The organism is Shimia sediminis (assembly GCF_003990645.1).
In the GTDB taxonomy this organism is placed as follows: domain Bacteria; phylum Pseudomonadota; class Alphaproteobacteria; order Rhodobacterales; family Rhodobacteraceae; genus Shimia; species Shimia sediminis.
Genome location: NZ_RYZK01000016.1, coordinates 57525 through 64072, shown reverse-complemented (window position 1 = coordinate 64072; position 6548 = coordinate 57525). Strand labels below are relative to the sequence as shown.

Below are 6548 nucleotides of genomic sequence, written 5' to 3'. Positions count from 1 at the left end.
ACCTCGATATCCAGCATCGAGTCGCGTTGGGCCTGGGCGAAATTGCGCACCTGTTCCTGGGCGAACTTGATGTCGGCCAGTTCGCGGTCGGTCAGCTGTCCGATCAGCTCATCAATCTGGTCCTGTGACAGGCGGAAACTGGCGGGGCTGTAGTTGTCGAACTTCTCGCTGAGCTCGCGCACCGCCGCATCCCCACGGGTTTCGATGTCTTTCAGGGTCGCTTCAACAACGGCGCGGGTCTTGGCGTCGTCTTCGGCGCGATCTGCTTCGGGTTTGCCACGTTTGAGATGTTCGATGGTCATGTTCCTGATCCTTGATTGTCGGGGCGGGGAGGCGTTTTCTCGCCGCGGTCAAAGGCTTCCCAGCCTTCTCCATTGAAGATGTCGACGCCCAGTTGCGCGGCGACATGGGCGAAATCGACATTCACCCAATTGTCGACGATCTTGCCGTCGACGACTTTCCAGAAGTCCATGTAGCGGATTTCAATGCGTTTGCCGGTGGGCGCGATGCCGAGGAATTCTCCGGAGTGGGTGGCCTCTTGGCGGCCAAAGGCAGCGGCCCATTCGCCCATGTAGAGGCGGGCCTCATCAATGCAGGTTTTGTCGGAGAAGGCCGCCTGAAACGGGCGTTGCCAGTTTTCCTGAAACTCTTGCAGGCCGGTTTTTGTGCCGCAGCCCTGATTGCCCATCCAGCGGAAACCGGCGCTGAAAAACTCGCCGATGTCGTCGATGCGGTGGTCGTTCAGACCGTCGACCATGGTTTCGATCACCCGGCGGGTGTCGTCGGTTTTGCTCATGTCCGTGTCGCGGGTCAGCACGGCCTGTTCGGGGCGGGAACCTTTCATCAGAATGTCCTTTCAGATTGCCAAGGGAAGTTTGCAGTGGTGGGAGGAGAAACCACGGTCAGCAAAAAATCCCTTGGCATGCGGTTGAGAGCGGGATGGCGCGATTGGGCAGAGGTGCGGGCGGAGCGGCTCATGCAGCGTCCTCCGCGATCTCGGCAAAGACGTCATAGCCCAGTTGCAAAAGCACGTGCGGGATGTCGAGCATGCACCAGTTTTCAACGATCTTGCCGTTTTCGCAGCGCCACCAGTCACAGTCCCGCATGAACACGCGCTTGCCGGTGGGCGCGAGGCCGAGGAAGGGTTTGACATGTACGCCGGTGATCATCCGCCAGCCGTGCAGAAAAGCGTAGTCGCCGTCGCCGGCTTTGCAGTCAGCTTTGACATCGGGGATGCCGGCCTCTTTGCCATCCCCCCAGCCGTCAAAAGTTGTCTCGAACGGGCGCTGAAAGTCGGCAAAGGCGTCGACCGTGTGATAAGAGCCCAGTCCGCCGGGGCCGTACCAGACCATGCGGTCATCCCAATAGGGGCGCCAGGCGTTATCCTCAGTGGCAAGTTGTTTCAGCATGCCCTCAACAAGATCCGCCGAGGCACGTGATTGGACAGGGTCCGAGGCTCCGACAATAATCCCGTCATGGGTGGCCGGTCCGGGAACCACGCCCTCATATCCCTGACTTGGGGCCAGTGGCCACAGCCCAAGGGCAATGATCAGTTCCGCGAACCCAAGGTAGACATGGCTTTCGACAATCTTGCCATTCTCCATGCGGTGGAACTCGCCAAACCGCAGGTAGGCCAGCTTGCCGCTGGCGGGGATGCCAAAGAGGGGGTGGGCGAAGTGGCCATGGAAATAGCCCGTGGAGGTGACCCATTCGGTGCCGAGGTATTCCCCGCCGATCATCACATAGTTCTGCCGCACCAGCCCTTTGAAAGCTTGGGCAATTGGCGTGATGATGTCAGTGACATAACCGGTGCCCGGCTGTGCCTCGTTAATGGGATGGCTGGCGTTGATCGCCGCGTTTGGGTCAAAGAGATCGGACGCTGCTGCGGTGACAGCGTCCAGCGATCCGGTGGTGAAACTGTCGAGAAACTTGGCGTAGCGTTGCTTGTTGTTGACAGAGATATCAGTTGCGATGCCCATAGGGGGTCTGTTCGCGCGCGTATTCATCTAACTTCCCTTCAAGGTGAATTCCGGTTTGCGTCTGAGGTGCAGGCACAGGGACCTGCACGCATCAGAGCAAACGGAATTCGTCCTGGCCGACGCGCCCGGCAAGCGGCAAGGCTGAGGCTGCCTGCCTTGCCATGGGCACAATCGGATTGAAGTTTCGCGCGATCCAACGGGTTACCCTTTCACGGCACCGGCGGTCAGGCCACCGACGATCTGGCGTTGGAAGAACATCACGAGGATGAACAGGGGGGCCGTGGCAGAGACCACGGCGGCAACGGCAAACATCACGTTGCCTTCGGTCTGGGTTGTGCCCATGAAGGCGTTTACGGCGGGCACCATGGTGCGGTTGCTTTCCGACAGCAGCGTCGCCCCGACCACAAAGTCGTTATAGGCCAGAAGGAATGAGAACAGCCCTGTGGTGATGACGCCGGGCCACATCACGGGGATGATCACGCGGCGAAAGGCCTGAAATTGGTTGCAGCCGTCGACCTTGGCGCTTTCGTCCAGTTCAGAGGGGATGTTCTTGAAGAACGAGTGCAGCATCCACAGCGTAAAGGGTTGGTTGATGGCGACCAGAACAATGATGGTGGTCGGCAGGATGCCCCAAAGGTTCCATTCAAAGAACGGCAGGAGATACCCGGCCACCAGCGTGATCGGCGGCATGGCGCGAAAGATCAGGGCGGTGATCAGCAGCCAGAACGTATAGTTGTAGGTCGAGCGCGACAGCGCATAGCCGCCCAGCGTGCCGATGGTCAGTGAGATCGTCACAACAAACAGGCAGACGATGCCGGTGTTCAGAACGTTGCGCCAGAACTCTTCCTTGATCCAGGCGCCTTCGTATCCGGTGGTGGTAAAGGGCGAGCCATAAACAGCCTGGGTTCGCTCGCCGGTGATGGCGTTGGTCCAGTCCGCGATCGAGAAGAAATCCAGCTCGACCTTGAAAGACCCCCAGAGCGTCCAGAAGAACGGAAACGCGGCAAGGATGAACCACAGGAGGACAAAGCCGGAGGACGTAATCCGCAGGCTTGTTGGCATTCTTTGTGCGCGGCTGGCCATATCAACGAGCTCCTTTAAAGTCGCGCCAGGTGCGGACAAGCACCGGCGACAAGAGAATGGCGACCCCGATAATCGTGATCACGGAAGTGGCAGAGGCTGAGGACAGCTGACGGGTTTCGCCGCCAAGGTCGTTGAAGATGAACGAACTCAGCGAATGGGCGTGCGCCTGTGCGTTGAAGCCGATGATCGGTTCAAACACCTTGAAATTGTCCATCAGCTGGATCAGCGCGACAAAAGTCACCAGCGGCATCAGGTGTGGCACGACCACGAATTTGACCTGTTGCCAGCGGGTTGCGCCATCAATCTGTGCGGCTTCGAGCTGATCCGAGGGCAGGGTCTGCAAGCCCGCATAGAACACCACAAAGGCAAAGGGTGCTGCGTGCCAGACGCCGTAGACCAGCAGGGCGATCCACATCAGCCCGGTCGAGGCCTTGAGGCTGAAGTCCGGGTCTCCGGCCATGGCGATAAGGGCCGAGCCGATGATGCCACGGCTGTCGGCCATCCAGAACAGGATCAGTGAGCCGATAATTGGGGGAACGATCATCGGCAAAAGCGAGAAGAAGATCATCAGCCCCTTGAGGTGGCGATGCAGTGAGTTGACGGCCAGTGCGATGACCAGACCCAGGACAATGGTCAGCGGGGTCACGACCGCAACGAAGGTCAGTGTAAAGGCCATGGCGCGATAGAACGGCAGGTTGCCCAATTCCTTGAACATGTCACCCCAGCTGTCGCTCGACGCCCAGATCTCGCCGAATTCGGTCACGGCGAGGTGGCCGCGGTCAAAGTAGATGTCGAGGCCGACAAAGCGACCCAGGGGCTTTTCCGCGCGCAGGGCGGCGGTGGCGTCCTGGTCGATTGTGGTTTCGGTCGTACAGCCCACCAGCGGTGTGCAGCTCTCGACTTCGATCAGAACAGCAGGGTGGGGGGCAAAGATGGATTGGGTCACCACCGAGACGATGGGCAACGCGATGAACAAGAGCATCGCAAGTCCTGTGGGCAGGAAGAACCAGAGGAATGTCTTATGGCGCATAGCGAAATCCCGGCGTGAGGTGGTTTGTGCGGACGGCTGAGATCACCGTCCGCACGTGAGGCTGGTTACTGCAGGAAGCCTTTTTCGATGGCGGCAGCACGATAGGCGGCTTCGACATCGGCCAGCGCCTGTTCCGCGCTTTCCTTGCCTTGCATGAAGTCAGCCAGCTCGTTGCCGAGCGCGCTGTGCATCAGGCCCATGTAGGGCAGCATCGGATAGGGCGGTGTGCCCATTTGAGCCGCGGCAAACACGCCCTGGGCCGCTTCGGTGGGCTGGTAGCCTTCGATCAGCCAAACCGCGAGCGGGCTGGTTTCGTCATTCAGCATGGCAGGGCTGATGCCGTGCTTCATGGCGATAAAGGTGGCTTCGGCCTCTTCGTCGGAAATGTTCTTGCCGACTGCCCAGCCGTCCCACCACAGGGTCGACGCCGGGATCGAGCCGCCGCCAACGGTCAGGGGGGCTGCGATGGCATGGCCTGCGGCCACTTCTTCCAGAACGCCTTCGGTGGTGGTCTGCTGCGACGCGCGCGAGCCCCACATGTTCAGGATCGCAACGTTGCCCGCGCGATATTCGGCGTTGGTGGCGTTGGAGTCATGGGTCAGGAAGTCGGGATTCATGTATTCCGACAGGGCCTTCATCATGTTGAGCGCGTTCACACCGGCTTCGGTGTTGATGTTGGGTTCAGCTGAGCCCGGCTTGAAGTGGGTGCCGCCGTAGCCAAGGAACATGTTGTTGAATTCCTGGGCCAGGTTCCAGCCGGCCTTGTAGGCGCCGCCAACCGGGTTCTGCATGATGCCTTGCGAGCGGATCGCCTCGGCCACATCCAGCATTTCTTCGTAGGTCGTGGGAACGGCAACACCGGCCTGTTCGAGCACGTCCTTGCGGTACATCAGGTGCTGCGCGTTGGCCATGAAGGCCACGGCCATGATGTCGTCGCCGATCTTGATCAGCTGGCTTTTTTGCAGGCCATCGCCGTGCTTGGCGACAAGGTCGTTCAGCGGGCGCACGACGTCTTCGTTCATCAGCGCCACGATCGACGAGTTGGCGATGATCGCGGTGGTGTATTCCGAGGGGTTGCCCGACAAGCCAGCCACGTTGATGGTCTGGTGCTCGGAGGTCAGGTTGGATTCAACCTCGGCCCCGGTGCATTCCTGTGCGGCGGCGCCAACGGCCTGAATGGCGGCAAATTCGTTGCCGACAATGCTGACCCGTGCCCCGATTTCACAGGCGTAGCCTGCGCTCGCGGCAAAGGCGGCCATGGAGCCGGCCAGTGCGATTTTCTTTAGAAACATTTCGTTCCTCCCTTAGAGAATGGGTGCATCTTCGAAGCCTGCACCCGGGTTTGACCCGCTTGAGCGGGTGTGATTTGGGGGTTAGCCCCCCAGTCGTGCCCCTGTTGATGCGTCAAACAGGTGGCAGTGATCTTTGTGGATATGGATTGAGACCTGATCGTCGATCTCGGCACGATAGGTCTTGTCAGCTTTGACCGAGACCAGTGCGCCAGCGATGCGGACTGACACCATGGTGCTGTCGCCCAGAAGCTCCTGAGTGTAGATCGGCGCGTTGATTTCACCGCCCGACTCGACCACGTTGGCGTCCTCGGCGCGGAAACCCAGGGTGATCGGCCCGTCCGGCGCATTCAAGCCAGAGACTTCAGTGTCTTTCGCGCGGAAGACACCGCCTTTGATTTCGCCATCAATCAGGTTCATCGCCGGGTTGCCGATGAAGCTGGCGACAAAGGTGTTGGCGGGTTCGTCGTAGATATCGGTGGGCGAGCCAACCTGCTGCACCACGCCCTGTTTCATGATGACCACGCGATCGGCGAGGGTCATCGCCTCGATCTGGTCGTGGGTTACGTAGATGGTGGTGACGGCCAGTTCGTGGCTGAGGTTTTTGATCTGCGCGCGGGTCGAAACGCGCAGCTTGGCGTCAAGGTTCGACAGCGGCTCGTCCATCAGAAACACATTGGGTTCACGTACGATGGCGCGGGCCAGCGCCACGCGCTGGCGCTGGCCACCGGAGAGTTCCGCGGGTTTGCGGTGCAGGAAGTCATCCAGTTCGACCATGGCGCTGGCGCGGCGTACCTTTTCGTCGTGGGTCTTGGGGTCGATGCCCCGCACTTTCAGGGGAAAGCGGATGTTCTCGTAGACGTTCATGTTGGGATAGAGCGCGTAAGACTGGAACACCATGGCCACATCGCGATCTTTCGGTTCCATGTCATTCACACGCTCGCCATCGATCAGGATGTCACCTTCGGTGGCGTCCTCAAGACCTGCGATCATGCGCATGGTGGTGGTCTTGCCGCAGCCCGACGGGCCAAGCAGAACCAGGAACTCTTTATCGGCGATGGTCAGGTCGAAATTATCGACCCCAACAAACGATCCCCAACGTTTCCCAACGTTGCGCAGTTGAATCTCGGCCATGTGTCCTCCCAGCGGAATCGGTATGCATACGTT

At 59.8% G+C, this 6548-nt stretch carries 7 protein-coding genes; all 7 read right to left on the bottom strand.

What is annotated here, in order from left to right:
* A partial coding sequence (locus EK369_RS20535; RefSeq protein WP_206198133.1) for a histidinol dehydrogenase occupies positions 1-302 on the bottom strand: 302 nt, incomplete at its 3' end.
* Complete coding sequence (locus EK369_RS20530; RefSeq protein ID WP_127116150.1) at positions 299-844, bottom strand: ester cyclase; 546 nt, start codon at positions 842-844, stop codon at positions 299-301. The genes EK369_RS20530 and EK369_RS20535, both read right to left, overlap by 4 nt.
* Positions 845-974: 130 nt before the next feature.
* Positions 975-1979, bottom strand: coding sequence for a nuclear transport factor 2 family protein (locus tag EK369_RS20525; RefSeq protein ID WP_164727064.1), 1005 nt, complete (start codon positions 1977-1979; stop codon positions 975-977).
* Positions 1980-2180: 201 nt separating this feature from the next.
* Positions 2181-3062: a carbohydrate ABC transporter permease gene (locus EK369_RS20520; protein ID WP_127116148.1), complete on the bottom strand. Its 882-nt coding sequence runs from the start codon at positions 3060-3062 to the stop codon at positions 2181-2183.
* Between the two features lies 1 nt (position 3063).
* On the bottom strand, positions 3064-4092 hold the full coding sequence (locus EK369_RS20515) for a carbohydrate ABC transporter permease (protein ID WP_127116147.1): 1029 nt from the start codon (positions 4090-4092) through the stop codon (positions 3064-3066).
* A 65-nt stretch (positions 4093-4157) separates the two neighbouring features.
* Positions 4158-5384: an ABC transporter substrate-binding protein gene (locus EK369_RS20510; protein ID WP_127116146.1), complete on the bottom strand. Its 1227-nt coding sequence runs from the start codon at positions 5382-5384 to the stop codon at positions 4158-4160.
* A gap of 81 nt (positions 5385-5465) precedes the next feature.
* A complete protein-coding gene (locus EK369_RS20505) occupies positions 5466-6515 on the bottom strand; it encodes an ABC transporter ATP-binding protein (protein WP_127116145.1) in 1050 nt (349 codons plus the stop codon).
* Positions 6516-6548 lie beyond the last annotated feature (33 nt).